At 33.3% G+C, this 23,947-nt stretch carries 28 protein-coding genes, 1 tRNA gene and 1 other RNA gene; 25 read left to right on the top strand and 5 right to left on the bottom strand.

Annotation, left to right across the window (positions count from 1 at the left end; genetic code table 11):
- Positions 1-27 precede the first annotated feature (27 nt).
- Genes ACAM25_RS02135 through ACAM25_RS02125 form a run of 3 tightly spaced genes read left to right on the top strand, consistent with a single transcriptional unit; the run spans position 28 to position 2,198 of the window.
- The gene (locus tag ACAM25_RS02135) at positions 28-684 is read left to right on the top strand and encodes a nucleotidyltransferase domain-containing protein (protein WP_369610708.1); all 657 of its coding nucleotides are present in this window, start codon (positions 28-30) and stop codon (positions 682-684) included.
- Entirely contained in the window at positions 677-1,201 is a 525-nt protein-coding gene (locus tag ACAM25_RS02130; protein ID WP_369610707.1) for a DUF1122 family protein, read from the top strand. Before ACAM25_RS02135 ends, ACAM25_RS02130 begins: the two co-directional genes overlap by 8 nt.
- Positions 1,188-2,198, top strand: coding sequence for a radical SAM protein (locus tag ACAM25_RS02125; protein WP_369610706.1), 1,011 nt, complete (start codon positions 1,188-1,190; stop codon positions 2,196-2,198). The genes ACAM25_RS02130 and ACAM25_RS02125 overlap by 14 nt, the downstream gene beginning before the upstream one ends.
- Here ACAM25_RS02125 and ACAM25_RS02120 read toward each other — a convergent pair.
- The gene (locus tag ACAM25_RS02120) at positions 2,175-3,203 is read right to left on the bottom strand and encodes an mRNA surveillance protein pelota (protein WP_369610705.1); all 1,029 of its coding nucleotides are present in this window, start codon (positions 3,201-3,203) and stop codon (positions 2,175-2,177) included. The two genes, ACAM25_RS02125 and ACAM25_RS02120, sit on opposite strands and share 24 nt — an antisense overlap.
- A 24-nt stretch (positions 3,204-3,227) precedes the next feature.
- Between ACAM25_RS02120 and rimI the strand changes: the two genes are divergently transcribed.
- Together rimI and ACAM25_RS02110 are read left to right on the top strand one after the other, a co-directional pair.
- The gene (gene rimI / locus ACAM25_RS02115; protein ID WP_369610704.1) at positions 3,228-3,686 is read left to right on the top strand and encodes a ribosomal protein S18-alanine N-acetyltransferase; all 459 of its coding nucleotides are present in this window, start codon (positions 3,228-3,230) and stop codon (positions 3,684-3,686) included.
- A gap of 35 nt (positions 3,687-3,721) precedes the next feature.
- A complete protein-coding gene (locus ACAM25_RS02110) occupies positions 3,722-6,070 on the top strand; it encodes a DNA-directed DNA polymerase (RefSeq protein WP_369610703.1) in 2,349 nt (782 codons plus the stop codon).
- Here ACAM25_RS02110 and dnaG read toward each other — a convergent pair.
- The 4 genes from dnaG to ACAM25_RS02090 are packed head-to-tail and all read right to left on the bottom strand — an operon-like array spanning position 6,060 to position 9,180.
- Positions 6,060-7,286: a DNA primase DnaG gene (dnaG, locus tag ACAM25_RS02105; protein WP_369610702.1), complete on the bottom strand. Its 1,227-nt coding sequence runs from the start codon at positions 7,284-7,286 to the stop codon at positions 6,060-6,062. The genes ACAM25_RS02110 and dnaG overlap by 11 nt on opposite strands.
- A gap of 4 nt (positions 7,287-7,290) precedes the next feature.
- Positions 7,291-8,370 carry a tyrosine--tRNA ligase gene (locus tag ACAM25_RS02100; protein WP_369610701.1) on the bottom strand — a complete coding sequence of 360 codons (1,080 nt, stop codon included), beginning with the start codon at positions 8,368-8,370 and terminating at the stop codon, positions 7,291-7,293.
- A gap of 45 nt (positions 8,371-8,415) precedes the next feature.
- Positions 8,416-8,733: a hypothetical protein gene (locus ACAM25_RS02095; protein ID WP_369610700.1), complete on the bottom strand. Its 318-nt coding sequence runs from the start codon at positions 8,731-8,733 to the stop codon at positions 8,416-8,418.
- A gap of 42 nt (positions 8,734-8,775) precedes the next feature.
- Positions 8,776-9,180, bottom strand: a complete 405-nt coding sequence (locus ACAM25_RS02090; RefSeq protein WP_369610699.1) for a secondary thiamine-phosphate synthase enzyme YjbQ — start codon at positions 9,178-9,180, stop codon at positions 8,776-8,778.
- A 26-nt stretch (positions 9,181-9,206) separates the two neighbouring features.
- Here ACAM25_RS02090 and ACAM25_RS02085 point away from each other — a divergent pair, with 26 nt between their 5' ends.
- From ACAM25_RS02085 to ACAM25_RS01990, 20 genes are all read left to right on the top strand, one after another.
- Complete coding sequence (locus tag ACAM25_RS02085) at positions 9,207-10,475, top strand: AIR synthase related protein (protein ID WP_369610698.1); 1,269 nt, start codon at positions 9,207-9,209, stop codon at positions 10,473-10,475.
- 26 nt (positions 10,476-10,501) lie between these two features.
- Positions 10,502-11,023: a 30S ribosomal protein S13 gene (locus ACAM25_RS02080; protein ID WP_369610697.1), complete on the top strand. Its 522-nt coding sequence runs from the start codon at positions 10,502-10,504 to the stop codon at positions 11,021-11,023.
- A 5-nt stretch (positions 11,024-11,028) separates the two neighbouring features.
- Positions 11,029-11,562: a 30S ribosomal protein S4 gene (locus ACAM25_RS02075; protein WP_369610696.1), complete on the top strand. Its 534-nt coding sequence runs from the start codon at positions 11,029-11,031 to the stop codon at positions 11,560-11,562.
- Complete coding sequence (locus ACAM25_RS02070; RefSeq protein ID WP_052846715.1) at positions 11,546-11,944, top strand: 30S ribosomal protein S11; 399 nt, start codon at positions 11,546-11,548, stop codon at positions 11,942-11,944. The genes ACAM25_RS02075 and ACAM25_RS02070 overlap by 17 nt, the downstream gene beginning before the upstream one ends.
- 6 nt (positions 11,945-11,950) lie before the next feature.
- Positions 11,951-12,745, top strand: coding sequence for a DNA-directed RNA polymerase subunit D (locus ACAM25_RS02065; RefSeq protein WP_369610695.1), 795 nt, complete (start codon positions 11,951-11,953; stop codon positions 12,743-12,745).
- Position 12,746: 1 nt separating this feature from the next.
- On the top strand, positions 12,747-13,103 hold the full coding sequence (locus ACAM25_RS02060) for a 50S ribosomal protein L18e (protein ID WP_369610694.1): 357 nt from the start codon (positions 12,747-12,749) through the stop codon (positions 13,101-13,103).
- Positions 13,100-13,540: a 50S ribosomal protein L13 gene (locus ACAM25_RS02055; protein WP_369610693.1), complete on the top strand. Its 441-nt coding sequence runs from the start codon at positions 13,100-13,102 to the stop codon at positions 13,538-13,540. Before ACAM25_RS02060 ends, ACAM25_RS02055 begins: the two co-directional genes overlap by 4 nt.
- Positions 13,537-13,950 carry a 30S ribosomal protein S9 gene (locus ACAM25_RS02050; RefSeq protein ID WP_369610692.1) on the top strand — a complete coding sequence of 138 codons (414 nt, stop codon included), beginning with the start codon at positions 13,537-13,539 and terminating at the stop codon, positions 13,948-13,950. Before ACAM25_RS02055 ends, ACAM25_RS02050 begins: the two co-directional genes overlap by 4 nt.
- A gap of 6 nt (positions 13,951-13,956) precedes the next feature.
- Positions 13,957-14,157 carry a DNA-directed RNA polymerase subunit N gene (locus ACAM25_RS02045; RefSeq protein WP_369610691.1) on the top strand — a complete coding sequence of 67 codons (201 nt, stop codon included), beginning with the start codon at positions 13,957-13,959 and terminating at the stop codon, positions 14,155-14,157.
- Positions 14,158-14,167: 10 nt separating this feature from the next.
- Positions 14,168-14,845: a 30S ribosomal protein S2 gene (gene rpsB / locus ACAM25_RS02040; protein ID WP_369610690.1), complete on the top strand. Its 678-nt coding sequence runs from the start codon at positions 14,168-14,170 to the stop codon at positions 14,843-14,845.
- Positions 14,842-15,696: an AmmeMemoRadiSam system protein B gene (gene amrB / locus ACAM25_RS02035; protein ID WP_369610689.1), complete on the top strand. Its 855-nt coding sequence runs from the start codon at positions 14,842-14,844 to the stop codon at positions 15,694-15,696. The genes rpsB and amrB overlap by 4 nt, the downstream gene beginning before the upstream one ends.
- Entirely contained in the window at positions 15,689-16,363 is a 675-nt protein-coding gene (locus ACAM25_RS02030) for a hypothetical protein (protein WP_369610688.1), read from the top strand. The genes amrB and ACAM25_RS02030 overlap by 8 nt, the downstream gene beginning before the upstream one ends.
- A complete protein-coding gene (fni, locus tag ACAM25_RS02025) occupies positions 16,347-17,450 on the top strand; it encodes a type 2 isopentenyl-diphosphate Delta-isomerase (protein WP_369611579.1) in 1,104 nt (367 codons plus the stop codon). The genes ACAM25_RS02030 and fni overlap by 17 nt, the downstream gene beginning before the upstream one ends.
- Complete coding sequence (gene gds / locus ACAM25_RS02020) at positions 17,447-18,436, top strand: geranylgeranyl diphosphate synthase (RefSeq protein ID WP_369610687.1); 990 nt, start codon at positions 17,447-17,449, stop codon at positions 18,434-18,436. Before fni ends, gds begins: the two co-directional genes overlap by 4 nt.
- Positions 18,433-19,419, top strand: coding sequence for a glycosyltransferase 4 family protein (locus tag ACAM25_RS02015; protein ID WP_369610686.1), 987 nt, complete (start codon positions 18,433-18,435; stop codon positions 19,417-19,419). The genes gds and ACAM25_RS02015 overlap by 4 nt, the downstream gene beginning before the upstream one ends.
- Before the next feature lie 33 nt (positions 19,420-19,452).
- On the top strand, positions 19,453-20,538 hold the full coding sequence (locus tag ACAM25_RS02010) for a zinc-binding dehydrogenase (RefSeq protein ID WP_369610685.1): 1,086 nt from the start codon (positions 19,453-19,455) through the stop codon (positions 20,536-20,538).
- Entirely contained in the window at positions 20,535-21,158 is a 624-nt protein-coding gene (locus ACAM25_RS02005) for an HAD family hydrolase (RefSeq protein WP_369610684.1), read from the top strand. The genes ACAM25_RS02010 and ACAM25_RS02005 overlap by 4 nt, the downstream gene beginning before the upstream one ends.
- 22 nt (positions 21,159-21,180) lie before the next feature.
- Positions 21,181-21,486, top strand: an RNA gene (gene ffs, locus ACAM25_RS02000) — signal recognition particle sRNA.
- A 35-nt stretch (positions 21,487-21,521) separates the two neighbouring features.
- A tRNA-Ser gene (locus tag ACAM25_RS01995) sits at positions 21,522-21,618 on the top strand.
- Between the two features lie 216 nt (positions 21,619-21,834).
- On the top strand, positions 21,835-23,259 hold the full coding sequence (locus tag ACAM25_RS01990) for a hypothetical protein (RefSeq protein ID WP_369610683.1): 1,425 nt from the start codon (positions 21,835-21,837) through the stop codon (positions 23,257-23,259).
- The last annotated feature ends 688 nt before the right edge of the window (positions 23,260-23,947 follow it).

Genomic DNA, 23,947 nt, shown 5'->3' with positions numbered 1-23,947 from the left:
AGGAGTATTTCAAACTATTAAATAGTTATGGAAATAGAGTATAGTAGAGAACATTGGGAACTTTTAAAGAATAAAAGAGATAGAGCAATAGAAATACTTAGAAATTTAAGGGAATTAGGAATAGAAGGCTATGTTTATGGTTCAGTAGCAAGAGGTGATGTAAAAAAGGGTAGTGATATAGATATTATAGTTTTTAACCCAGATCTGTTGAAACTTGAACTTGTTCCTCATCACCATAAATTTATTGTTCAAGCCACTCCTTTTTCTACTCCTAAAGCTTATATTTCACTTGATGAAGAAGAAAAAGAAATAATATCTTTTCCACTTAATAAACTGAAAAGAAAAGAAATAGAATTCTATCATTTTGGTGGTTTAGTATCATTTGATGATTTGCTTAAAAATAAACGAGTAGCTGGAGTCAACAAGATATTAGAATTAATTATTCCTTCTGAAAAAGGACATATCCAACTTCCTTTAGTTGGAAATGAAGATTATGCTGTTAAATTGCTCAAAATATCTCATGATACTATATTAGAAAGAGAAAAACTGCTTGAAAAAAGAGAAGAAAGAGGGCATACGGGTGTTTTCCTAAAATATGAGTTAGACGAGAATGAAAGTTTTGAGTATGCTATTAGGAATTTAAGTAAAAATAACAAGTTTTTTAGGAGGATGATGAATGCTTAACGGTAAAATTGGAAATTTGTTAATTGAGAGTAAGAACATTTCAAATACTCACATAAGAGAACTAAAAAAGTTTGACATTTACGTTAATAGTAAAAAATTAGGCTTAGCGTTTTACTTTTCTGGAAGAGGATATTACTCACCTTGGTTAGAAATTGATTATGATCCTTGGTTAAGAAAGGAAGGATTAGAAGAACAATTTTTTGTTTTTATTTATCATTTCTTACCAGCAGGCGGAAAATTATTTGTAACTTACATTAGGGATAATGAAACAAGAGAGATGTTGTATAAGGGTTTTTCTCCGCCAGATACTCCATTAGGTTTCTCTTTACTGAAGGCTGGATTTACATGGTTTAAGGATTGGTACTATCCAGAGGGTGGAAATGAAGGCTCACCTAAATTGCAAGCAAATAAACCGCTTAATAAAGAGGATGAAAAAAGACAATTAGGAAGACTTTTAGATGAAGTTAAAAGGGAATGTGTAAGAAGATATATTGAGAGTAAACTTGCTGAAAGGTAACCCAGATATAGGCCTTTATAATCTGTTCTTACCTAAGGGTTGTGAATTATGTAGATTGGGAGGGAAGTTAGTTGTTTACATAACTGGAGAGTGCGGTGATTCTTGCTATTATTGTCCAGTTAGTTTAGAAAGATTTGGTAAAGATGTTATGTATGCTAATGAAGCAAAAGTTACCTCGTTAATTGATTATATTTATGAAGCTTACAGAATGAATGCATTAGGTGCTGGAATAACCGGTGGAGATCCTATTTTAGCTTTAGATAGAGTAGTTAATTTAATAAAAATGCTAAAGGAGGAGTTTGGTAAAGATTTTCATATTCATCTTTATACTAGTGGAAGATACGTAACTTTAGACGTGTTAAGGGAGTTAGAGAAAGTAAGATTAGATGAGATTCGTTTCCATCCTGTCAAAGAAGAGTATTTGATCGCTGTAGAGAAAGCTTTAAAGTTTAATTTTGATGTTGGTTTAGAGATTCCATCTATTCCCGGGGAAGAAGAGTATGCCGAGAAATTAATAAAATGGGCAATAGAAAAAAAGGTCAAATTCGTTAATATAAATGAACTTGAACTCACAGAAAGAAATTATCAAAAACTCAATGCTAAGGGATTTAAAATAACTCATGGAGTTGCTGGAGTGAAAGGTAGTTTTGAAACGGCGTTAAAACTTTTACGCAAATTTGAAGACTCTAAAATTGCTCTACATTATTGTAGCTCTATTTATAAAGATATAGTAGAAACAAGGACAAGGTTTCTCAGAATTATAAAATATTCATCTAAACCTTATGAGAATTACACTGGTGAAGGAACTATTGTTAGAGCTATTGTTAAAAGTAAAGATGATCTCTCTGATTATGGAGAGAAAGAAGGAGACTATTGGAGCATATCTCCAGATCTAATTTCCTCTATAAACGCTGATGAAGTTTGGTTAGTAGAAGAGCATCCAGATTCTAGGAGATTAAAAGTATCTGAAAAGTTAGTTTATTCTAAATCTAAGTAAAGCTATTAGTCCAGTTAAGTTCTTCACTTCATAATAAATTGGCGAATCTTTAGGGACTATGAGCACCTCACCATTTTTATTCTCTACATTTTCCATTATTTCTTCTATTTGTATTCTTTCTTCTTCATTCTCTGGTGATAATAAATCTTCTATGACTAATAATTTATCGATAGCTCCATACTCGGCAGTCTTCTTAACTTCATCCTTTCCATAAGCCACTAATCCAGTATTTTTAGCTAAATTCTCCATTATTTTCTCCATTATTTTTGTTTCTTCTGATAATTCATAATCTCTATTTATTTGGTCAATAATATCTCTTCTGAGAATTTCATTCAATCCCGCTCTTGTTGCCGATGAGACACTGTCTATGTAAACTTTTATATTTTTAAGGTATTTAGATACTATTTCTTTAAATGGTCCTGGACCAGCAAGTAATACTATTTCTATTCTTAGTGAGTTTACGTAAGATAAAATCTCATTTGCAACTTCCTTAGCATTATCTTCGATAATGCTTTCTTCTTCCTTATTTGGTGTCCTTAAAGACTTCTCTGACAAGATTCTTATTCCTTGTGTCATCGGTAATGCAATAAGATATTCATCAAAGTCAACTAAGACTATCAAAAGCTTTATGCGTTTCTCTGATTGTCTTTTTATTTTATCTAACTCAAATTTACTCCAGTGTGTTTTTTCGATAACTATTTCGTCACCTATATCGAGGTTTATAGTATGATAAGCTCCTTTTATTCCGAATCTTTCTGGCGCATCCATTATTTTACCATGAATCCTTAACCTACTTGTAAAAGACTGAAATTCTGTGTGTTCGACCTCAAGTTCTATTATCATAGGCACTCTTCTACTTTCCTTGCCCATGCTAACATCTCTAGTAGTTTTTGCAATTACTTTGTCTCCTTTCTTTAGAATTAAATGTAATACCCACAGATCATCCTCGTTCTCTACATGTAATTTCATTATGCCTTTCTTATCATCAAACTCTAAAATCTTCATAATTCATATTTAATACGATAGATAGTGGTAATTATAACTAATGTAACCGAAGCAGATTTGCCGAAGGTATATGAGGTGGAAGTTGAAAGCTTTGAAGATCCGTATCCTTATTCCTTGCTAAAAGCATATTATTATTTGTCTCGTGAATTGTTTCTAGTGGCAAAAGAAGGAGAAAGAGTGTTAGGCTACAGCTTAGGGATAATTCAGTTTGGATACAGAGGACATGTCGTATCTATCGCTGTTAAAACTGAATTTAGGGAGAGGGGAATAGGAAAATTATTACTCATGGAGTTAGAACGTAAATTTAGGGAATATAAATGTACTTACTCTTATCTAGAAGTCAATTACAAAAATATAGCAGCAATACAGTTTTATAATAAGCTAGGTTATAAGGTAGTTAAGTTACAGAAAAACTATTACGGAAAAGGAAAGCACGCCTTTATAATGGTTAAAAGTTTTATAGGAGATAAAGGTTTTGAATGATTAAAAATATATCTCATTATAAGTAGTAATTATTTATGATAGATAATTTCTTTATACTTGATTTCTCTTATGATGTAGTTGAAAATAAGCCAGTTATTTATATTTGGGCAATTGATAAGAATAATGATAGGGTAGTATTACTTGAAAAGAAATTTCGTCCTTACTTTTATGTATTAGTAGATGAAAATGCTAACATAGAAGAAATAAAGAAAGAAATTCTGAAACTAAGTAAATCTTATTCTCCTATAACTAAAGTAGAAGAAGTACAAGATAAGAAATACTTTGGATCTCCAGTAAAAGTACTTAGAATAGAAACAGTTATCCCAGCATATGTCAGAGTTTACCGTGACGAGGTAACAAAAATCAATGGAGTAAAAAATGTATTAGAAGCTGATATTCGCTTTTACATGAGATATGCAATAGATAATGATCTAAAACCGTTCTATTGGATAGAAGCTGAAATAGAAGAAGCGAAAGAGAATAATTTTAGAGTAAAGAAGGTTTATGAATTAAAGAAAATAAACAGAATTTATGAGGATAAAATGCCAGAATTAAAAATGATGGCTTTTGATATCGAAGTTTATAATAAGTACGGTTCTCCTAATCCTAGGAGAGATCCTATAATTATAATAGGAGTGTGGACTAAAGAAGGAGGTAAACAATTCTTAGCTGATAAATATGATGACATAAAGGCAATCCGAGATTTCATAAACTTTGTTCAGACATATGACCCAGACATTATAGTTGGTTATAATGTGAATAATTTTGATTGGCCATATTTATTAGAAAGGGCAAACATAAGAGGATTAAAACTAGATGTAGGTAGAAGAATAAATGGAGAACCTTCACAAGGTGTTTATGGTCACTATTCAGTTACAGGGAGATTAAATGTTGATATTTATGGATTTGCACAATCCATTCAAGAAGTAAAAGTCAAAACTTTAGAAAATGTTGCTGATTATCTTGGGGTATTGCCAAAGGAAAAAAGGTCTCTTATAGAATGGTACGATATTCCTAAGTATTGGGATGATGAGAAGAAAAGAGATATTCTCCTCAAATACAACATGGATGATGCAAAATCGGCTTATTTATTAGGCGAAGTATTTGTACCATTTGGTATAGAATTAACAAAAATTAGTGGTTTGCCATTAGATCAACTTTCCATGGCGAGTGTAGGGTATAGAGTAGAATGGTTATTAATGAGGGAGGCTTTTAAGTATAATGAATTAATACCTAATAAAGAGGAAAGAGAATATGAAAGTTACGAAGGAGGTCTTGTAATTTCTCCTTTACCTGGAATTCATGAAGAAGTTACCGTATTAGATTTCTCTTCTATGTATCCCTCTATAATGATTAAGTATAACATTGGTCCAGATACTTTAATTAAAGGAGATTGCGATGATTGTTGGGTTTCTCCAGCAGGGTATAAGTTTAGAAAAGAGCCTCCAGGTTTATATAAGAACGTTTTGCAAAAATTAGTTAAAGAAAGAAAAGAAGTAAAAGAGTTAATGGAAAAGACTACGGATGAATATGAAAGAAGAGTACTAGATGCTAGGCAAAGGGCATTAAAAATTATGGCTAATGCTTTTTATGGTTATATGGGTTGGTTAGGGGCAAGATGGTATAGCAAAGAAGGTGCTGAAGCTGTTACTTCTTGGGGTAGGGCAATAATCTCTGAAGCGGCAAAAATGGCAAAAGAGAAAGGTTTTATAGTTGTTTATGGGGATACTGATTCGATATTTGTTAAAGGAAAAGGGGATGTTAATTCTCTGATTAATGAAATTTCTACAAAGTTCGGTCTTGAGATAAAGATAGATAAAGTATATAAACGTGTATTCTTTACGGAGAACAAGAAACGTTATGCTGGCTTAACAGAGGACGGTAAAATAGATATAGTAGGTTTTGAAGCAGTGAGAGGAGACTGGTGTGACTTGGCTAAACAAGTCCAAATTAACGTTATTGAGCTTATACTTAAAACTGGTAAAGTAGATGATGCCGTTAAATATGTTAAATCAGTTATATTCGATTTAAGAAGATATAACTTTAAGATTGAGGATTTAATAATATGGAAAAGTATAGATAAAAACTTAGATGAATATGATGTTACTGCTCCTCATGTCGTTGCAGCTAAGAAAGCAGCTAAAGCTGGTTATTTAATTTCTAAGGGTGTTAAAATTGGATATGTTATAGTAAAAGGTGCTGGAAAAATATCTGATAGAGCTGAGCCTTACTTTATGGTAAAGGAGAAGAACAAAATTGACGTAGAATATTATGTGGATAAACAAATAATCCCGGTAGCTATGAGAATTTTGGAAGGATTTGGAATAAAAGAAAGTTCCCTTAAGACTGGAGGAGTTGATATTCTCAGCTTCTTTAAGAAGTAAGTAAGTCAGTTATTGTTAATATTTCAACATTTTTAGGTCTTTTTGATATTCCACCTATTCTAGCACCTACTAAAGCCTTAATATTCTTTGCCGAAGCTAAATCTAATAGTCTCTGTGTAATGACTCCATCAAATATTATATAACTAATATTATGATTCTCTCCTAAATTTTCTAGTCTTTGTACTATATCTCTTACTTGAATTCTCTCAACTGGATTCCAATTATCATCAAACATTATTCCTTCTAATGTTCCTGGTAATTTCTTAATTTCTTCAATAATGTTTTGAGGTATTTTAATTGTTATTTCTTTCACTTCTTCTTCTACTGCTGGCTTAGTAACTACTACTGGTGGTTGACTTTCTGGGGCTAAAGCCTCTTTTAATGCTTGTTGGGCTTCTTGTTGTTTCTTCAGAAATTGAGCTACTGTCATCATGTTAGCAAGGGATTTGTTAATTTCTTTTCCAGTTAATTCTTCTACTTCTTTTCCAGTTGGTGCTCTAGCAACATAATCAATTTTCACGTTATTTGCAAGTAATTCCTTAAGGATTAAATCTCCTCCGTGATCTCCATCAAGAAATGCTATTACAGTCTTTTTCTGTTTAGCTAAATCAATTATAGTTTGTGGTATTTTTCCGGTAGCCCCTTCAATAGCAATTACATTTTTATAACCATATCTTAGTAAGTTTATTACATCTGCTCTACCTTCTACAATGATTAATTCTGGATCTTTATCGACGTCTGGCCCTGCAGGCAATCTATCGGGTCCATATTCTATCAGTTCACCAGCTTTTACCGCAGAAGAAATTTCATAAATTACCTCTTTAATATCTAGAGTCTTTTCTTTAGTCCAAGTTCCTAATATTTCCTTTGCTCTATCAATGATTTTCTTTATTTTCTCTTCTCTTATATCTTGTATTTCAACTAGTTTAAACTTAGCATTATAAGGACCAACCTTATCAACGTTCTCAACCATAGCAGCTATTAATGCTGTTTCTATTCGATCAAGATTAGATGGTATTATTATTTCTCCTTCAGTTTTATTTTTACTTGTATTAATGTTAACATAGATTCTTCCTAATCTTCCTTTATCTTGCAATTCTCTTAAATCAAATTCTTCTCCAAACAAGTTTTCGGTTTGGCCGAATATTGCTCCAATCACGTCTGGTTTATCTACGATACCTTCTACCTCAAATTTGAGTACTATATTGTATTTCATTTTTTCACCTTGTTATCCCTTTTTCAAGTTCTTCTATGAGAAGTGTGAACTCGGATTTTGATTCTAATTTTTTCCTAATTGGGTCTAGTATTTCATTTAATTTTCTCGCTGTCGCAAGCTTTAAGTCTAATGGATGTAGTTTCCCTTCTGAATAAACTTTTTCTAATTCTTCATACGATTTAAATTCTATGTCTCCGCCGTATTTAATATCCCTTTCAACTTTTAATGTAGCACCGTCTCTTGAGAAGATAAGATATTTGTTAATCTGAAGTACTGGATTATCTACTATTACTCCTTTAGGACAATAGGCGCTTTTCAGTTTAGCTTCTACTACCTCTGGGGAATCATGAACAAATATTGCTGTTTCTGGTTTTGATTTACTCATCTTTACGTTGGCCAAATAATCATCTTCCTCAACTCCTTCCATTCTTTGTCCTCCTTGTAAGCCTATTAATAATGGAGTGTGTATTGCAATTACTTTCTTCTTATTTAGTTTGTCAGCTACATCTCTAGCCAACATGTGGGCTTTTCTTTGATCAGTACCACCTAAAGCTATATCAAGGTCTTGATATAAAATATCAGCAACTTGCATTGCCGGATAAATAAGTTTAGAGGTGTCTAATTCTGCTTCTTCTGCTTTTCTTCCCATAATAGTTAAAGCTCTCTTCATTCTTGCTAGACTTGTATTCTTAGCTATTCTGATTACTAAAGCCCAATAATTACTGTCTTTTACTAAATCTTCAGCGTAAACTACTTTAATTTTTGACATATCTACTCCAAAGGCACTTAAGACTTCTAATGCGTACTGACCAGCTAATTTAATCTTGTCTAAATTACCTCCAAGTTTATCATTTATCCAAGCATGCCATGTTGCCACTAAAACTGACATGTCTATTCCAGCTTCTATTAAATCCTTAAGCTTCTGAGCCCATATTAGCCAACCTATATGGAATAGTCCACTAGGTTCAAATCCAATGTATCCTTTTAATTTTTGATTTTCCTCTAGTTTTTTCCTAAGCTCTTCTATTGTTACAATTTCTGCTGTATTTCTCGATATAATTTTAATCTTCTCTTCTACATTCAAAGTAAGTATCCCCAAACTAAAGAAAAGTAGAGGTAGTAAAAAATTCTATTCCTCAATTAGAAACTGCTTCAAAAGAACTACAATTGGATGAGTCTTACCAAGTTTTCCTTCTAAGTCATTTATAACTACAGACAAATCTATATCATTTTCTATCGCTTTTTCTACTAAAGTTTCACTAAATTTGTAATAGTTAAAGAACTCTTTTTCAGTTATTGAATCTTCATCATCGAATAACCTCATTTCTGTAGAATTTTCTCTTTCTTTAATTAACGAATAAAGATATTCATTAACTACCTTTTCTATGCACTCGGAAGTGTAACAATATTGAATTTTATCAAATATAGAGAAAAACCCAGGAGGCATGGAATATCAGAGATAATTAATAAAAAAGTGGTAAAAAAGCTATTATTCTCCCATACTCTTAACTAATACTGTCCTTGTTCTGGGTCCATCAAATTCTAACAAAATGATTCTTTGCCAAGTTCCTAAATCTAATTTCCCTTCTATAATAGGAACTATTCTAGAATTACCAATAATTGAAGAAATGATATGTGCATGCCCATTATTATCTATTATATTATGTTCAAACTCTCCTTCTGGTGGAACTAATTTTTTAGCCCAGCTTAAGTAATCCTTCATTAACCCGCTTTCGGCCTCATTAATAATAACTGCACAAGTAGTGTGTTTTACAATAACATAAGCAATACCATTATTAATTCCCTTTATAGCTTCACTCACTTGTTCAGTAATGTCTATACTGTCGAATCTACTTCTCGTCTTAACTGTAAATTCCTTTGTAATTATTTTCATAAGCTATAATAGTATAAGGGAAATATATGGATTTAGAGGGTATAGCAAGAAAACTTTATCCAAATAAGGAAGAGATTAAACGGAAACTCAGAGAAGAAATAGAGTTTTATAAAGGTAAAAATTATCCGTTAAAAGATAAGATAATTGAGGCAATAGTTAAAGAAGTAGAAACATCAATAAATGCAAAGGGGGAAATTTTTGAATTTCCAAGAACAAACATAAAGGCTGGAGAGGCCGGGTTAGGATCAAGAGGGATTGGCGATCATATTATACATAATAAGGTACTAGAATTAGCTAATTTAGAAGGATATGAAGATGCTAGAATTAATCGAAATATAATAGCATCGATAGATGGTATTCATTCACGTTTATCTTATTTTCCTTTTCTTGCTGGTTTTCATGCTACCAAAGCAGCGTTAAGAGATATTATGGTTAAAGGTGCTGAACCATTAGGAATACTTGTCGATATTCATTTATCAGACGATAGTGATGTAGGGATGTTACTTGATTTTGAAGCTGGAGTAGCTACTGTTTCAGAAGCCTTAAATGTATCTATATTAGCTGGAAGCACCTTAAGAATAGGCGGAGATATGGTAATAGGGGAGAGGATAAGTGGTGGTATAGGAGCTATTGGAATTTTGAAAAATAACTACTTCTCTAGAAAGAACGTTAAAGTGGGGCAATATATTGTTATGACAGAAGGAAGTGGTGGAGGTACAATAACTACCACAGCAATATATAATGGATTTTATGAGGTAGTTAGTGAAACTCTAAGTATAAAGGATCTACTAACTTGTGACATGATAAATAAGGATGTTTATCAATATGTAAGTTCTATGACAGATGTAACTAATGGTGGAATTAGGGCTTCTGCTCTCGAAATATCTGAAAATAATGTAAGTTTTAAAATTGATAAGGAAAAGTTCCTTTCACTAATAAATTCTAAAGTCTTGGACATGTTACATAAACTTAAAATAGATCCTTTTGGAATATCAATTGATTCTATATTGATTTTCACGGAATATCCAGAATTAATTAAAAGTAAACTTAATTCAAGAGGCATAAGAGCAGAAATAATAGGGAAAGTAACTGAGTTTCATGAGTTTCCTATTGTTGATGAAAATGACAATCCTATTAAACCAATGTTTAGAGAATCTCCTTATACTCCAATAAAACAAGTTATAGGAAATTATTCTCCATACACTGAGGAGTCCTTAGCAAACGCTCTTAATATCGCTACAAAACTAGCTAAAGCTAAGAAGGAAAAAGTATTGAAAACTTTAAAAGGGAGTTAAATATTAGGTGTATCAGTTGATATTTAATGTCTCAGCAACAGCAGTTTAAATACATAGTTAGGCTTTTTGGCCAAGACGTAGATGGTACTATGAAAGTCCCTTATGCTTTAGCAATGGTTAAAGGCATAGGGTATAACACGGCAAGGGCAATCATTTTTAAGCTTGGATTAGATAAGGATAGAAGATTAGGAGAATTAAGTGATGAGGATATAAAGAAAATTGAAAATTATTTAACAGAGAAGAAAATTCCAGATGTCCCGTATTGGATGTATAATAGAAGAAAGGATTATGAAAATGGAATTGATTTACATTTAGTTACTTCAGACCTTATTTTCTATGTTAGAAATGATATAGAGAGAGAAAAGAAAATCAAAAGTTGGAGAGGAGTTAGGCACTCATTAGGCTTAAAAGTTAGAGGTCAAAGAACAAGAACAACTGGCAGAACTGGTACCACAGTCGGAGTAAGAAGATCAAAAGCCGCTCAACCTGCTGCACAACAGCAGAAAGCTCAGGCTTCTTCCTCTGGTGGTGAAAAGAAACAAGGGTGATATGAATGGGTGATCCGAAGAAAAGCAGAAGAAAATGGGAAGGCCCTGGTCATCCTTGGATTAGAGTAAACTTAGAAAAAGAACAAGTTTTAGTAGGTAAATATGGTTTAAGAAACAAAAGAGAACTGTGGTTAGCACAAACAATAATTAGAAACTTTAGGCATCAAGCTAGATCTTTGCTAGCATTACCACCAGCAGAAAGAGCTACTAGAGAAAAACAATTAATACAAAAATTATATAGGATGGGTATTATAGAAAAAGATAATGCAACATTAGATGACGTATTAGGTCTAACTGAGGAAAACTATCTCGAAAGAAGGCTTCAAACTATAGTATATAAGAAAGGACTAGCAAGGACAATCTATCAAGCAAGACAACTTATAGTTCATGGGCATATAGCAGTTGGTGGAAAGAGGGTTACTTCTCCGGGATATATCGTAATGAGAGGAGAGGAAGATTTAATAGACTTCTATCCAACCTCTCCATTCAAACAACATCCTCCAACTCAACAAGGTGAGGAAAATGTCCAGCAGGCGTGAAATTAGGTGGGGAATAGCAAGAGTATATGCATCTCAAAATAATACATTAATTACAATAACAGATATAACTGGTGCTGAGATTATCTCTAGAGCCTCTGGTGGGATGGTAGTAAAAGCTGATAGAGAGAAACCTTCACCTTATGCTGCTATGTTAGCAGCTAATAAAGCAGCAACAGAAGCCTTTGATAAAGGTATTTCAGCTATACACATAAAAGTAAGAGCTCAAGGTGGTTATGGTTCAAAAACTCCTGGTCCTGGCGCACAACCAGCAATTAGAGCTTTAGCAAGAGCAGGGTTTATAATAGGAAGAATTGAAGACGTAACACCAATTCCTCATGATAGTATAAGAAGGCCTGGAGGCAGGAGAGGGAGAAGAGTCTGACGTACTATGCCTATTTCTTTACTTAGTAAAGACAAAAATTCCCTTAAATTAGTAGTTGAGGGTTATCCATTAGAATTAGTTAACTCAATAAGAAGATCAACAATTTTATATGTTCCAGTTATGGCTGTGGATGAAGTATACTTTATAGAGAATAATAGCCCTCTTTATGATGAAATATTAGCTCATAGACTGGCTATGATACCTTTTTCTTCTGAAGAAGCAATAGACCATTATAGACCACCAGAGGAATGTGTAGAATGTAAAGAAAATTGTGAAGGATGTTATGCGAGAGTTTATTTAGATGTAGGTACTGGAGAAGGAGAGACTTTAATGATATATTCTAAAGATTTAAAGTCTGATGATCCGGCTATAACTCCTATTTCTGGTAACATTCCAATTGTATTATTAGGGCCTAAACAGAAAGTTACTTTAGAAGCTAGATTACGTTTAGGATATGGTAAAGAGCATATAAAGTTTAGTCCAGTTTCTATTTCTATAGTAAGATATTATCCTCATGTTGAAGTAAAAGGAAATTGCGAAAAAGCTGCTGAAGTTTGTCCTGAAGGTGTTTTTGCTATAGAAAATAATCAACTTATAGTCAAAAATGAGCTTGCTTGTACACTTTGTGAGGAATGCTTAAAGTACTGTGAAAATAATATTTTCCTTTCGTCAGTTGATAATAAATATATTTTAGAAATTGAATCTGTAGGAAGTTTAAGGCCAGAGAGAATTTTAATAGAGGCTGGGAAAAGTTTATTACGTAAACTTGATCAATTAAAAAAGCTAGCAGAGGGATTGTGACATGGTCGCCAGAACTGGAAGCACTAATATAATGATTAGAAAACTCATAGATTTGTTAGATAAACAAGAAAAACCATTGTGGCAAAAAGTAGCCGAGGAATTACAGAAACCAAGCAGAAAACGTGCATATATTAACATTTATAAGATAAACAAATATACCAAGTCTAATGATATCGTTATTGTTCCTGGTAAAGTTTTAGGAATAGGTAATTTAGATCACCCTGTTACAGTTGTGGCTTTATCTTTTTCAAAATCGGCTAAAGAGAAAATAGAGAAAAGCGGTGGTAAAGTAATGAGTTTATATAAAGCTGTTGAAGAAATAAAAGACTTTAAGAATGTGAGGTTGATGAAGCAATGAGTGAACAGATAGTAGTTGTTAACGCTGAAAATGAGATTTTAGGAAGAATGGCTACTCATATTGCTAAGCTGTTAATTCAAGGTAAGAAAGTTGTTGTTGTTAACGCTGAAAAAGCTGTTATTAGTGGTCCTAGAGCTAGAGTTGTTCAAGGTTATAGTTTAATCTTTACTGTTAGAAAATTCCAAAATCCAGAGAAAAATACAATAAAGAGGCCGAGAAATCCAATTAATATTGTGAAAAGAACTGTTAGAGGTATGTTACCAAAAAATAAGTCTGGTAAAATGATGTTAAAGAATTTAATTGTTTACATTGGAGTACCTAATGAATATAAAGATAAGCAAATGATAAGATTTGAAGATGCTGATGTAAAAAGATTGAAAGGTAAATATATAACTGTTGGTGAATTATCGAAATTATTAGGAGGTTTCGCTCAATGAGCCAACAATCCCAGGTTATAATTTCTTATGCAAGAAGAAAGATGGCTAGAGCTAAATGTATATTAACACCAGGTAAGGGTAGGGTTTTCATAAATGATATACCATTGGAGATAATTCCTATGGAAGTTGTAAGGATGAAAATTATGGAACCTTTACTTTTAGCTGGTAATAAAATATCATCTTCTATAGATGCTAAGATTTATGTAAATGGTGGAGGAGTAATGGGTCAAGCTGATGCAGCAAGAATGGCATTAGCTAGAGCATTAGTAAGGTTTACTGGAAGTAAAGAGCTTTTAGAAATTTACAGAGTATATGATAGGACAATGTTGGCTGGAGATCCTAGACAAACTGAATCAGAGAAATGGATGAGATATAGTGCTAGAAGATGGAGGCAGAAGGCTTATAGGTGAAATTGTATGATTATCCCTATTAGATGCTTTACTTGCGGAGCTTTAATTGGAGATAAATGGGAACCATTTATAAACAGAGTATCTGCAGGTGAAGATCCTGGTAAAGTATTAGATGATTTAGGGGTTAAAAGGTATTGTTGTAGGAGAATGCTTTTATCTCATGTAGATATCATAAGAGAGGTAGTTCATTATACAAGACCGATTTGAGGTGTAATTTATGTCTGAAAAAGAAAAAGAAGGTCAATTAAGTGAAGAAGAAAAAGCTGAACTACAAAAGTCAGAAAAAGGTGCAGTAATAGAACTACTAGTACCCTTAGATACTTACTTATCTGCTGGAGTTCACATAGGAACTCATACGTGTACAAAGTATATGGAGAAATTTGTGTATAGAGTTAGACCAGAAGGACTTTATGTTTTAGATGTAAGAAAAATAGACGAGAGGCTTAGAATTGCAGCAAAGTTCTTAGCTCGTTTTAATCCAGAAAATATAATTGCTGTAACATCAAGACCTTATGCCTTTACTCCAGTATCAAAATTTGCAGAGGTTATCAGAGGAAAAGCTATTGTTGGTAGATTTCCACCAGGGATTTTAACTAATCCACAATTACCTAATCATATTGAACCAGAAGTAATTGTAGCTACTGATCCTAGGACTGATTTACAAGCAATTAAGGAAGCTTCTAGCGTTGGTGTACCAGTAGTTGCATTTGCAGATACTGATGCTAAGGTTGAATTTGTAGACTTTATAATTCCGGCAAATAATAAGGGAAGGAAATCTTTAGCATTACTTTACTGGATTTTAGCAAGGCAAATTCTTAGAGAGAGAAAGGAGATTCCTCCAGAAGGAGATATTCCACAAAGGGTAGAAGACTTTGAAACGAGGCTTGTGGAATGATAAGATTACCTGCGGTGGCTGGGTCATTTTATGAAGGAGATGAAGATAAGTTAAAGAAACAAATTGAATGGAGTTTTTTACACCCATTAGGACCAGGTAAGATTCCTCAAGTTCCAGAACAGAAAGGTAGAAGAAATAATCTTTTCTTTATAGTCCCACATGCTGGTTATATGTATAGTGGACCAGTAGCTGCTCACGCTTATTATTATTTAGTTTCAGAAGGTACTCCAGATACTGTAATAATTTTGGGTCCTAATCATACTGGTTTAGGTTCTTATGTTTCTGTTTGGCCTAAAGGTAAATGGAAGACCCCTTTGGGAGAAGTTGAAATAGATGAACAAATAGCTATGGATTTAGTAAAAGAGACTGAAATGATAGACATCGACGAAAAAGCACATTTGTATGAGCATTCTATTGAAGTTCAGGTTCCTTTTTTGCAGTATTTCTTTGATTCTAGATTTAAAATTGTACCAATTGTTATAATGATGCAAACTCCAGAAGTATCAGAATATTTAGCTGAAGGAATTTATAGAATAATACAAAAATATAATCAGAAAGATATAGTAGTAATAGCTAGTAGTGATCTTAATCATTATGAACCACATGAGAGAACGTTAGAAAAAGATAGCTGGGCTATTGAAAAAATAGAGAAGTTAGATTATAAAGGTCTTTTTAACGTAGTTGAGGAAAAAGATGTTACTGCTTGTGGTTACGGTCCTATAATGACAGTTTTAATATTAGCAAAGAAGTTCAATAAGAAACCATATATTTTAAAGCATGCAACCTCTGGTGATACTTCTGGAGACAAAAGCTCTGTTGTTGGTTACCTTTCAGTGAGGTTCGGTGATTAGTTTACCTATACCTCTTTTCGGTATTCCTTTAAAAGGTGTAAATAACCCTATTCTTATAATGTTTGCATTTACCAATTCTCAAATAACTAATGAAACACCGGATTTACCACAAGAGTTTTTCGAGTATTTTAAGGAGGCAACTGGATTTGAATGTACAGTAAATGTTAATTTGAAAGGAAAGATACCATTTGTATCTAAATATGTTTATCTATCCTATCTTTATTTTAAAGAAGCAATAAAGAAGTGTAATTTACCAATCTCGGATAATGAAATGAACGACGTTCTTATAATGATAGATGATACTTTATACAATTCCGAAGTTATACGTGGGCTAAGAAAAGCTTTACTAATGGGCAAAGACATTCTTTATAGAGATGGTGAAGACCCCGTTGAAGTTAACGTTAAAAAGTTTAAGATTCAACTACTCTATTCATATCCAATTCCCCAAAGTTTTAATTATATAGATAACTCGTTAATTCATCTGGTAGGTATTTTACCCGTTGAGTTTGCTGAAACTCAAGATCTTAACTTAATTAGAATGGAAAACGGACTATGGTTTTCCTTGTATTCTATTCCCCCACCAATAAGATTAGACTGGAAGATAATTTGGGATTTAAATTGGGCTAGTGTTATTGAATTAAGGGGTGAGGATAATTTCAATAACTAATCGTAAAATTGAACATGTAGAAATATGCTTATATGAAGATGTTGAATTTGGAAGTACGTTGCTAGAGGATGTTAGCTTAGTTCATCAGTCTTTGCCAGGTTTTTCATTATCTGATGTTGATACTACAACAAATTTTCTGGGAAAAAAGATGAGTGCTCCTATCATAATAACTGGAATGACTGGGGGACTTCCAGAATTAGGTAAAATTAACGAGACCATTGCTGAAGTAGTTGAAGAATTAGGATTAGGTATGGGAGTTGGTAGCCAAAGAATTGCAATAGAAAGAAAAGAAACTAGAGAGACCTTTGCTATAACCAGAAAAAAAGCGCCAAACTCTCCATTAATTGCAAATTTAGGAGCTCCGCAATTTGTTAAGGGTTATGATATTAAGCAAGTCGAAGAAGCTATCCAGATGATAGAGGCTGACGCTATAGCAATACATTTCAACTCTGCCCAAGAAGTATTTCAACCAGAAGGAGAACCGAATTATTCTATTGAAATCCTTTATAAACTTATTGATATCTCAAAATCTCTTAAAGTTCCAATAATAATTAAAGAATCTGGTTCAGGCTTATCTATGGAGATAGCTAAATTGTTCTACGAAAATGGAATAAGATATTTTGACACTTCTGGAAAAGGAGGAACAAGTTGGGTATCAGTTGAAATGTATAGGGGAATAAGGAAAAATAATTGGAAAGCCGATAGTGCAAAATTATTTTTAGATTGGGGTATTCCTACAGCTGCATCTATAATTGAAGTTAGAACTAGCGCACCAGATAGTATAATTATTGGTAGTGGTGGAATAAGAAATGGCTTAGAAGTAGCTAAGGCTATAGCTTTAGGGGCAGATATTGGAGGTTTTGCTTTGCCAGCATTAAAGGCTGCAATACAAGGGAAAGAAGCTTTAATGAATTTCCTGAAGAGAGTTATCTTTGAACTTAAGGTAGCAATGTTTCTCAGTGGAAATAAGGATTTGCAAGGGCTAAAAAAGACTCCAATTGTTATAACTAAGGAACTTAGGGAATGGCTAGACTCTAGGGGGATAAATTTATCTTATTATGATAGTGTTAGAAAGAGAAGAACATGAGTTTTGAAGATTATTTTAATACCATAGTCGATAACGTGAACAAAAGGATTGAAAAATATATAAAAGGGAATGTAAAAGAATTATATGAAGCTTCTTATTATTTATTTAAAGCTGGAGGGAAAAGACTTAGACCACTAATTCTTGTTGCCTCTTCTGACCTTTTAGGCGGTGAAAGAGAGAGAGCATATTTAGCTGGTGCTGCAGTAGAAGTTCTACATACTTTTACTTTAATTCATGATGATATAATGGATGAAGATACAACAAGAAGAGGAATGCCAACTGTTCATGTAAAATGGGGAATACCAATGGCAATACTAGCTGGTGATTTACTTCATGCCAAGGCTTTTGAAATTCTTAATGACTCGTTTAAAGGAACTTCAAACAATAAAATAAGTAAGGCTTTTGAAATTTTTACTAAGGCAATAATAATAATATCTGAGGGTCAAGCATTAGATATGCAATTTGAAGACAGAAGCATAGTAAGTGAGGAAGAATATTTAGATATGATTACTAGGAAAACTGCAATGTTATTTTCCGCTTCTGCAGCATTAGGAGGTCTAATTGCTACTGAAAATGAAAAAGAGGTAGAAGCATTAGCTCAATATGGTTTGAATCTAGGTATTGCATTTCAGATCATTGATGATATTCTAGGTTTGGTAGCTGATGAAAAAGAATTAGGAAAACCAGTGTATAGTGATATTAGGGAGGGAAAGAAGACAATTCTAGTTATAAAAGCGATTAAAGAAGCAAAGGAAGATGAAAAAGAAAAAATACTAAAAACCTTAGGCAATAAAAATGCTACAAAAGATGAATTAAGTGCTGTTGCTGAAATTATTAAAAAATACTCATTAGAATACGCTTACACTAAAGCTGAAGAATATATGAAAAAAGCTATAGATAGTTTAGAGTCTATTAGCTGGAAAAATAATGAGGCTGGAAAGGCTTTAAAATATTTAGCTGAGTTTACGGTTAAAAGGAGAAAATGAATCCAGCGAGTATAGTAATTTCTGCAATTATAGGATATCTGATCACCTATATAGTAACTAAATGGATAATTAACATCTCAAAAGCTAAGGGTTTTGTAGGTAAAGATATTAATAAATTAGATAAACCAGAAATTCCAGTACTGGGAGGAATTAGCATAGTTGCTGGTTTTGTTTCTGGTTCATTTGCCTATTTAATATTCACAGATAGATCGAACGCTTCAGAAACAATAGAAAAAGTCATAATATCAGTTCTTTTATCTTCCTTGTTAATAGGTTATTTAGGAATTTTAGATGACATTTTTAGCTTAAGACAGTCAATAAGGGCTTTCCTACCAGTGTTCGCTTCAGTTCCCTTAATTCTATATAGTTCTGGACACTCTATAATTTCGATCCCATTTTTCGGAGAAGTTGACTTTGGAATATTTTTCTACATTTTAATTTTACCAGCTGTTTTAACTATAACAGCTAATGCATTTAACATGCTAGAGGGTTTAAATGGTTTAGGTGCTGGAATGGGGCTAATTATGGCCTCTGCTTTAGCTTATATAGGGCTTAGATCAGATGGTCCTTCATTTTATGCTGGCATTCTTGCTTTAATTTTAGCTTTCGTTTTACTCGCTTTTCTTCTATTTAATAAATATCCAGCAAAGGTTTTTCCGGGTAATATAGGTACTTATTTCATAGGATCAGTTATTGGATCTATAGGAATAGCCGGATTTATGTATACTGCGTTATTCTTTTTATATATACCATATGCTATAGAATTTATTCTCAAAGCTAGAACAAAATTTAAAGGAGTATCTTTTGGTAAAGTATCTCCAGAAGGATATCTTTATTGGGATGAAAAACCAAACTCATTAACCCATATTGTTATGAAAATGGGTAAATTTAAAGAATATCAAGTTGTTGCAATATTATGGGGAATTGAGTTAATATTTGCAATATTAGCTATAATTTTCCAAACTATAACGATAAGGATATAAATTTTTTATACTGTTTAAGCAAATTATTAAATCATGCGTGCTGCAGTTCTTTTCAACTATAAGGAGCCATTAAAGATTGAAGACATAGAAATTGATGATCCTAAAGAAAATGAAGTAATGGTACAAATAGTTGCTACCGGTTTATGTCATTCAGACGTTAATGTATTTGTTGGAGCCACACCAGTCCCTCCTCCAGTTGTTGCAGGACATGAAATAGCTGGGATTGTAAAGAAAGTAGGCCCAAATGTTACTAGGGTTAAACCTGGAGATAGGGTTATTTCAGCTTTTATCCATCCTTGTGGAAAATGTAGGAATTGTATATCTGGTCATGAAAATCTTTGCGAAACATTTTCTTCTGTAAGATTAAAAGGTACAATGTTTGATGGCACAACTAGATTAAGATTAAAAAATGGTACTCCAGTTAGGACTTTTCTCGGTGGAGGATTTGCAGAATATGCAATTGTCCATGAAAATGCATTAACAGTCGTACCACAAGATATGAATTTAGAGAAAGTTGCTGTCTTAGGATGTGCTGGCATAACTGGATATGGAGCTGTTAATTCAGCAAAAATAGAACCAGGTGAAACAGTTGCTGTAATTGGTGTTGGTGGTGTTGGTTTATCAGTAATTCAGCTTCTAAAGGCTAGTGGTGCTGGTAGGATAATAGCCTTAGGAACTAAGAAATGGAAATTAGAGAAAGCTATGGAATTAGGTGCTACTGACGTTATAAATACTAAAGAGACTGATCCTATTAAGGCATTAAAAGAAATGACTGGTGGAGGTCCGGATGTAGTTATTGAAGCTGGAGGCACACAAGAAACCATACAAATGGCTATTGAAGGCGTTAGGATAGGGGGAAGGGTAGTTTTAGTAGGCCTGCCTCCAGTTTCTGCTCAAATTCCTCTCAGAATTGCAATGATAGTTAGAAACGGTATACAGATTATTGGTAATTATGGCGGAAGGCCCAGAATAGATATGCCTAGATTATTAGAATTAGTAAAAACTGGAAAATACGATCCTTCTAAGCTTGTAACTGGAAGATATAAACTAGAAGAAATTAATGAGGCAGTAAAATTATTAGAGGAAGGGGAAGCTATAAGAAGTTTGATAATTCCATGAAAGGTATTATTTTTGATTTAGATGGTACATTAGCTAATACTGCTTTTATTCATAAAGAAGCATGGGAACTTGCATTATCTAGCCTTAATATAAAAAGTGAAGTAAGAATAGAGACGTTATTAGGGAGAAAAACAGCAGATATTGCAAAGATTCTAGCAAAAGAAAGATGGGAAGAATTAATGAAAATTAAAAATAAGATTTACCTTGATTTAGTAAAGAAGAAAGCTAAAGGTAGAGAGTGTGCGATTGAACTTATAGATAAAGCGAGAAAACTCGGATATAAAATTGCTATAGTTACTTCTTCTAATTATATTTCAGCTAAAGAAGTTTTGAATAGTATAAGAATAAACCCAGATTTACTTATTACATCAGATGAAGTAAAGAATGGCAAACCAGATCCCGAAGGTGTAATTCTAGCCTTAAAAAAGCTAAATCTTAATCCTTCTTTATCTATAGGTGTAGGGGATACTGAAGTAGATGTATTAGCCTTTAAAAATGCCGGATTATATAAAATATACCTTGTCAGGTCAGAGGTTCCTATAGATGATAGCAAAGTCATAGCTTTAGGGGCAAAAATTGTTAACTCCCTTTGCGAGATACTTAAGGAGTTAAACTCATAAGGTAAGTTGTTAAAATATAATTGGGTCGGGTAGGGTGGGGAGGTTCGCCACCTCCTGTAACCTCATGGCGTAAAGGGGCACCAGTAACCCTTATACCATGATACCTACCTCCTTCAGATCTCGGTCTAACGATGAGCACCGCCCGGTGGGGCGAGACGGGCGTGAATCTCCTCTCTGGAGGGAGAGGGGATATCACGCCAACCGGAGGAATCGGCCAGGTCCGGAAGGGAGCAACCGTGTCCGGCCGTCCGCGTTCACCGGTCACCGGTGTGAGAAGGGCCGAGGTAAATCTGGGGAGGAAAGGGTCATGGTATAAGGGGGCCGACCCTAAGATTTAAATATTTGCAAAAAATAATTAATAATGCCGGCGTGGCCTAGCTGGTAGGGCGGCGGCCTGCTAATTAAGGGCGGGCAGCCGCTGGGGTCCGTCCCCGCGCGGGTTCAAATCCCGCCGCCGGCGCCTATAATTTTTACATATGTTACTCATTGTTAAAGGGCAATATTTTATAGTCCTATAGTATTAATCTGAGCTTAATCTTGTAGAATAGTAAAAATGATGTTAGTGATTTAAAGCCCAAGAGAATGAGTGTAGTTAGTTATTTTAAATATGTTATAGCTACAATTTATAGGGGAGAAAAATATAGAAATGACAAGAATAAATTATAATTAGATCTGAATGTCTACAGATAAATATACAGGTCCGCAAACAAAGATAAGTTTAAGTGATTTAGTAGAAGGAGGAGCAATAGGTACTATAATATTCACTACCGTATTGCAAAGTATACAAAATGCTACTTGTACTTGGCAAGAAAGAAATTATTTCTTTGGATATGGTAATCAAAACCTTGCATATTGGCCAGCACTTATGATACCAGCACGTTTATCAGCAGCAGAATCTTTTATGCAACGGTATTATAGTACTCCCGGTTATGAGATTATTAGGCATGGTATTGTCTTAAGGGTAAAAGTAGATACTATGCAAGATAAAATTCAACAAATTTATGGGGGTAATACAAATTATAATTATGCATTTGTTTATATAGGTGGTAAACCTCCAGCCTATGCATTAGGAGCTAGACCCGCAAGAGTATATCAAGGTGGTGCTGGCTTCTATTTACCTTTCGATACTGGTGCTCTTCAACAAACATTTGGTAATTTAGTTGTTGGTGTAATTAAACCTCAATCTGTTGCTACAAGAGACAATTATCTAATAGGTAACAAGGAGTGGTATAATCCAAAAACTACTACACCATGTGGAAATCAGTTATCTCCACAAAATACAGTTCTGAACTGGGCTGGGATACTTGCAACTATGCCTAATTACTCAGCACAAATGGCTACATCCCCAAGGGTTACTAATCCTATTCTAGGTTCTGGTCCTTCTTTAGGCTTTGTTTCTGAAACTAGTAAAGGACCTCAAGTTATCATAAAAGATAGCGCTTTAGGATATATTTCTGAGGATAGTCCATCCTTATGGTTTCCCGAATTAATTTTAGGTGGTCCAATTTCCATCATTGAGGATGAAATAAGAACTTTTCAACTTGTCACATTCTTACCATCAATGATTGGTTCATTTAACAAAAGCTTACTTTACCCATTACTAGAGAAATTAGCTCCCGAGCTCGCGGACGTTATGGAAATTGGTGACAGAACAGCAATACGTTGGGGTAAGATTCTTGGTAGTAATGCTATTATTGGTGCTCCTATTTTTGTTGCTTCAGAGTGTGGTGGTAATTGTTATGAACCATCATTTGTAGGTATGGTTAACGGAGTTGAGGCTAATGAGAATTCTGGTGCTATTTATCAAATGTTAAAATTCTCTATTTCAGATAATCCTACTTTATCATGGGCTATGAATTTAGCGAACAGTTTTGGTGCTTCCAATTTCTTCAATTCAACCATAAAGTTGTTAGCGACTATTGGTACAGTTTTACAAATTGTTACTTCTCAGCTGGGCAGTGTTGTGATAAATAATCTTGGTACTGAGGGTCATGATATAGTTAGTGAGATTGTTAGTGAGGGTGTTCAAGCTGGTAAGTCTATTGAGACAATTGCTAATGATGTTACAAATGCTATTAAGAACATATTTAAATGGTTATAATTTTTTACGATATATCACAGTAAATGGCAATCAGATGTTTCATGGTTCTTATATAATTTAGTATATGCAAAATGCTTTGCAGACTTTGTACATCGCTATATCATGAAATTAGCTATCAAGGTAGTTATATTATCCATGTTTAGAAATAACTTGATGTGGTTTTAACTCTTTTACATGGTTTTTGGTCTCATTGAGTTTCATAAACTCTGTCCTTGAATTTCACCTAAGTAATGGATACTAAATCATCCTTCTTCATCCCTCTAGTGGGAAACCTCAAATGAGATTAGCACATTGAGCTTCTTTATTACTATTTAGGTATTTACAAAACACATTTAGAGTGAGATCTAAAAATAAGGTGTTCAACAATTTAATTTTTATCAAAAAATAATTACATTCTCCCTTTTCTTTAAACATCTAATTAACCTAGAAATTAATTACATTTTAACTTATACTATCTAAAGAAGAAAGGAAATTTGTAGATCTTTCTCCACTAAACATTCAAAGCCTAGAAATTGTAGTACATACTCTCATGGAAACAGTCTCAACTGTGAGCTAAAGCTAGAATATAAAGTTTTTAATATAAATTCATATAATTTGATAAAAACAATATTCACAAAAAAAATAATTAATAATATATTTGATTCATTAAATAGTATTAAACTCAGTTAATCATAAAAAACGTAACTTT

This window comes from Sulfurisphaera javensis (genome assembly GCF_041154675.1).
Taxonomy (GTDB): Archaea; Thermoproteota; Thermoprotei_A; order Sulfolobales; family Sulfolobaceae; genus Sulfurisphaera; species Sulfurisphaera javensis.
This window is presented reverse-complemented; position numbering and strand designations above follow the sequence as displayed.

What these genes read in the sequence shown, in the direction of transcription:
- ACAM25_RS02095 (WP_369610700.1), bottom strand. Translation starts at nt 8,733, where the DNA reads ATGCCTCCTGGGTTTTTCTCTATATTTGATAAAATTCAATATTGTTAC.
- ACAM25_RS02005 (WP_369610684.1), top strand. Translation starts at nt 20,535, where the DNA reads ATGAAAGGTATTATTTTTGATTTAGATGGTACATTAGCTAATACTGCT.
- ACAM25_RS02135 (WP_369610708.1), top strand. Translation starts at nt 28, where the DNA reads ATGGAAATAGAGTATAGTAGAGAACATTGGGAACTTTTAAAGAATAAA.
- ACAM25_RS02080 (WP_369610697.1), top strand. Translation starts at nt 10,502, where the DNA reads ATGTCTCAGCAACAGCAGTTTAAATACATAGTTAGGCTTTTTGGCCAA.
- rpsB (WP_369610690.1), top strand. Translation starts at nt 14,168, where the DNA reads ATGTCTGAAAAAGAAAAAGAAGGTCAATTAAGTGAAGAAGAAAAAGCT.
- gds (WP_369610687.1), top strand. Translation starts at nt 17,447, where the DNA reads ATGAGTTTTGAAGATTATTTTAATACCATAGTCGATAACGTGAACAAA.
- ACAM25_RS02045 (WP_369610691.1), top strand. Translation starts at nt 13,957, where the DNA reads ATGATTATCCCTATTAGATGCTTTACTTGCGGAGCTTTAATTGGAGAT.
- ACAM25_RS02110 (WP_369610703.1), top strand. Translation starts at nt 3,722, where the DNA reads ATGATAGATAATTTCTTTATACTTGATTTCTCTTATGATGTAGTTGAA.
- ACAM25_RS02090 (WP_369610699.1), bottom strand. Translation starts at nt 9,180, where the DNA reads ATGAAAATAATTACAAAGGAATTTACAGTTAAGACGAGAAGTAGATTC.
- ACAM25_RS02055 (WP_369610693.1), top strand. Translation starts at nt 13,100, where the DNA reads ATGAGTGAACAGATAGTAGTTGTTAACGCTGAAAATGAGATTTTAGGA.
- dnaG (WP_369610702.1), bottom strand. Translation starts at nt 7,286, where the DNA reads ATGAAATACAATATAGTACTCAAATTTGAGGTAGAAGGTATCGTAGAT.
- ACAM25_RS02075 (WP_369610696.1), top strand. Translation starts at nt 11,029, where the DNA reads ATGGGTGATCCGAAGAAAAGCAGAAGAAAATGGGAAGGCCCTGGTCAT.
- ACAM25_RS02120 (WP_369610705.1), bottom strand. Translation starts at nt 3,203, where the DNA reads ATGAAGATTTTAGAGTTTGATGATAAGAAAGGCATAATGAAATTACAT.
- ACAM25_RS02060 (WP_369610694.1), top strand. Translation starts at nt 12,747, where the DNA reads ATGGTCGCCAGAACTGGAAGCACTAATATAATGATTAGAAAACTCATA.
- ACAM25_RS01990 (WP_369610683.1), top strand. Translation starts at nt 21,835, where the DNA reads ATGTCTACAGATAAATATACAGGTCCGCAAACAAAGATAAGTTTAAGT.
- amrB (WP_369610689.1), top strand. Translation starts at nt 14,842, where the DNA reads ATGATAAGATTACCTGCGGTGGCTGGGTCATTTTATGAAGGAGATGAA.
- ACAM25_RS02070 (WP_052846715.1), top strand. Translation starts at nt 11,546, where the DNA reads ATGTCCAGCAGGCGTGAAATTAGGTGGGGAATAGCAAGAGTATATGCA.
- ACAM25_RS02015 (WP_369610686.1), top strand. Translation starts at nt 18,433, where the DNA reads ATGAATCCAGCGAGTATAGTAATTTCTGCAATTATAGGATATCTGATC.
- ACAM25_RS02010 (WP_369610685.1), top strand. Translation starts at nt 19,453, where the DNA reads ATGCGTGCTGCAGTTCTTTTCAACTATAAGGAGCCATTAAAGATTGAA.
- ACAM25_RS02130 (WP_369610707.1), top strand. Translation starts at nt 677, where the DNA reads ATGCTTAACGGTAAAATTGGAAATTTGTTAATTGAGAGTAAGAACATT.
- ACAM25_RS02065 (WP_369610695.1), top strand. Translation starts at nt 11,951, where the DNA reads ATGCCTATTTCTTTACTTAGTAAAGACAAAAATTCCCTTAAATTAGTA.
- ACAM25_RS02085 (WP_369610698.1), top strand. Translation starts at nt 9,207, where the DNA reads ATGGATTTAGAGGGTATAGCAAGAAAACTTTATCCAAATAAGGAAGAG.
- ACAM25_RS02050 (WP_369610692.1), top strand. Translation starts at nt 13,537, where the DNA reads ATGAGCCAACAATCCCAGGTTATAATTTCTTATGCAAGAAGAAAGATG.